2 rRNA genes are annotated in these 3,381 nt (G+C 57.3%); both read left to right on the forward strand.

Features of this window, described 5'->3' with window-relative positions:
• Positions 1-52 precede the first annotated feature (52 nt).
• Positions 53-3,159 (forward strand): 23S ribosomal RNA (locus DFQ13_RS32830).
• A gap of 103 nt (positions 3,160-3,262) precedes the next feature.
• Positions 3,263-3,379 (forward strand): 5S ribosomal RNA (gene rrf / locus DFQ13_RS32835).
• Positions 3,380-3,381 lie beyond the last annotated feature (2 nt).

Consider the following 3,381-nt stretch of genomic DNA (forward strand, 5'->3'; position numbering starts at 1 on the left):
CGGGTTTTCTGGTTGGTGTTTGAGAACTGCACAGTGGATGCGAGCATCTTTGTAACAAGTTGTTAAGGGCATACGGTGGATGTCTAGGCATCAGGAGCCGATGAAGGACGTAGGAGGCTGCGATAAGCCTCGGGGAGCTGTCAACCGAGCTGTGATCCGAGGATGTCCGAATGGGGAAACCCGGCATCAGTCATGTGGTGTCACCTGCACCTGAATATATAGGGTGTGTGGAGGGAACGCGGGGAAGTGAAACATCTCAGTACCCGTAGGAAGAGAAAACAACCGTGATTCCGTGAGTAGTGGCGAGCGAAAGCGGATGAGGCTAAACCGGATACGTGTGATACCCGGCAGGGGTTGCGTGTTCGGGGTCGTGGGACCTTTCGGCCGGTTCTGCCGGACTGGCAAGGAGTGAGAAAACACTGTGGTTAGTGGAACACGTCTGGAAAGCGTGACCGTAGAGGGTGAGAGTCCCGTACGTGAAAACCCGGTGTCTCCTGGGAGTGTTCCCAAGTAGCAGCGTACTCGTGAAATTCGCTGTGAATCTGGCGGGACCACCCGCTAAGCCTAAATACTTCCTGATGACCGATAGCGGACTAGTACCGTGAGGGAAAGATGAAAAGTACCCCGGGAGGGGAGTGAAAGAGTACCTGAAACCGTGTGCCTACAAGCCGTCAGAGCCTTGCGGGGTGATGGCGTGCCTTTTGAAGAATGAGCCTGCGAGTTAGTGCTGCGTGGCGAGGTTAACCCGTGTGGGGTAGCCGTAGCGAAAGCGAGTCTGAATAGGGCGCCCATAGTCGCGTGGTCTAGACCCGAAGCGGAGTGATCTACCCATGGCCAGGGTGAAGCGACGGTAAGACGTCGTGGAGGCCCGAACCCACTTAGGTTGAAAACTGAGGGGATGAGCTGTGGGTAGGGGTGAAAGGCCAATCAAACTCCGTGATAGCTGGTTCTCCCCGAAATGCATTTAGGTGCAGCGTCGCATGTTTCTCACCGGGGGTAGAGCACTGGATGGTCTAGGGGGCCCACAAGCTTACCGAAATCAACCAAACTCCGAATACCGGTGTGTGAGAGTGCGGCAGTGAGACTGCGGGCGATAAGGTTCGTAGTCGAGAGGGAAACAGCCCAGAACACCAGCTAAGGCCCCCAAGTGTGCGCTAAGTGGGAAAGGATGTGGGGTCGCCCAGACAACCAGGAGGTTGGCTTAGAAGCAGCCACCCTTGAAAGAGTGCGTAATAGCTCACTGGTCAAGTGGTCCTGCGCCGACAATGTAGCGGGGCTCAAGCGCACCGCCGAAGCTGTGTCACTCACACAAAACATCCCCTTCTCCCTTCGGGGGGTTGGGCAGTGGTGTGGGTGGGTAGGGGAGCGTCGTGCATCCATCGAAGCGGCGGAGTGATCCAGTCGTGGAGGGTGCGCGAGTGAGAATGCAGGCATGAGTAGCGAAAGACGAGTGAGAAACTCGTCCGCCGGATGACCAAGGGTTCCTGGGCCAGGCTAATCCGCCCAGGGTAAGTCGGGACCTAAGGCGAGGCCGACAGGCGTAGTCGATGGACAACGGGTTGATATTCCCGTACCCGTGTGGACGCGTCCCTGGTGAGCCCGGTGACACTAACCGCCCAAAGCCCCGTCCTTCGGGGACGAGGGTGGAGCGCGGGACCTGAACCGGTAGTAGCCAAACGATGGGGTGACGCAGGAGGGTAGCTCCGCCAGCAGTTGGTGACTGGTGTAAGCGTGTAGGAAGTGACATAGGCAAATCCGTGTCACACGTATTCTGAGACGTGATGCATAGCCGAATGAGGCGAAGTAGAGTGATCCCATGCTGCCGAGAAAAGCCTCTAGTGAGTTTCCACGCGGCCCGTACCCCAAACCGACACAGGTGGTCAGGTAGAGAATACCGAGGCGCTCGGGTGAACTATGGTTAAGGAACTCGGCAAAATGCCCCCGTAACTTCGGGAGAAGGGGGGCCGCAGGATTTGAAGCCCTTCGCGGGCTAGGGTCAGGCGGCCGCAGAGACCAGCGAGAAGCGACTGTTTACTAAAAACACAGGTCCGTGCGAAGTCGCAAGACGATGTATACGGACTGACGCCTGCCCGGTGCTGGAACGTTAAGAGGACCGGTTAGCCCGCAAGGGCGAAGCTGAGAATTTAAGCGCCAGTAAACGGCGGTGGTAACTATAACCATCCTAAGGTAGCGAAATTCCTTGTCGGGTAAGTTCCGACCTGCACGAATGGCGTAACGACTTCTCGACTGTCTCAACCATAGGCCCGGTGAAATTGCACTACGAGTAAAGATGCTCGTTACGCGCGGCAGGACGGAAAGACCCCGGGACCTTTACTATAGCTTGGTATTGGTGCTTGGTTCGGTTTGTGTAGGATAGGTGGGAGACTGTGAAGTTCACACGCCAGTGTGGGTGGAGTCATTGTTGAAATACCACTCTGATCGTACCGAGTGTCTAACTTCGGACCGTGATCCGGTTCAGGGACAGTGCCTGGTGGGTAGTTTAACTGGGGCGGTTGCCTCCCAAAGGGTAACGGAGGCGCCCAAAGGTTCCCTCAGCCTGGTTGGCAATCAGGTGTCGAGTGCAAGTGCACAAGGGAGCTTGACTGTGAGACAGACATGTCGAGCAGGGACGAAAGTCGGGACTAGTGATCCGGCGCTGGCTGGTGGAAGCGGCGTCGCTCAACGGATAAAAGGTACCCCGGGGATAACAGGCTGATCTTGCCCAAGAGTCCATATCGACGGCATGGTTTGGCACCTCGATGTCGGCTCGTCGCATCCTGGGGCTGGAGTAGGTCCCAAGGGTTGGGCTGTTCGCCCATTAAAGCGGTACGCGAGCTGGGTTTAGAACGTCGTGAGACAGTTCGGTCCCTATCCGCCGCGCGCGTTGGAGACTTGAGGAAGGCTGTCCCTAGTACGAGAGGACCGGGACGGACGAACCTCTGGTGTGCCAGTTGTCCCGCCAGGGGCATGGCTGGTTGGCTACGTTCGGAAGGGATAACCGCTGAAGGCATCTAAGCGGGAAGCCTGTTCCAAGATGAGGTCTCCCACCACCTTTGAGTGGTTAAGGCCCCCAGCTAGACCACTGGGTTGATAGGCCAGAGATGGAAGCCCGGTAACGGGTGGAGTTGACTGGTACTAATAGGCCGAGGGCTTGTTACAAAAATGCTACGCATCCACTGTGCGGTGTCTGAGACACCAACCACCCCCACCCACGGGCACCAGGCTGTGGAACATGGGGTTGAGGTTGAGAGTTTCATAGTGTTACGGCGGTCATAGCGGCAGGGAAACGCCCGGTCCCATCCCGAACCCGGAAGCTAAGCCTGCCAGCGCCGATGGTACTGCACTCGTGAGGGTGTGGGAGAGTAGGACGCCGCCGGACTA

Source organism: Actinokineospora spheciospongiae, assembly GCF_003182415.1.
Classification (GTDB): Bacteria; Actinomycetota; Actinomycetes; order Mycobacteriales; family Pseudonocardiaceae; genus Actinokineospora; species Actinokineospora spheciospongiae.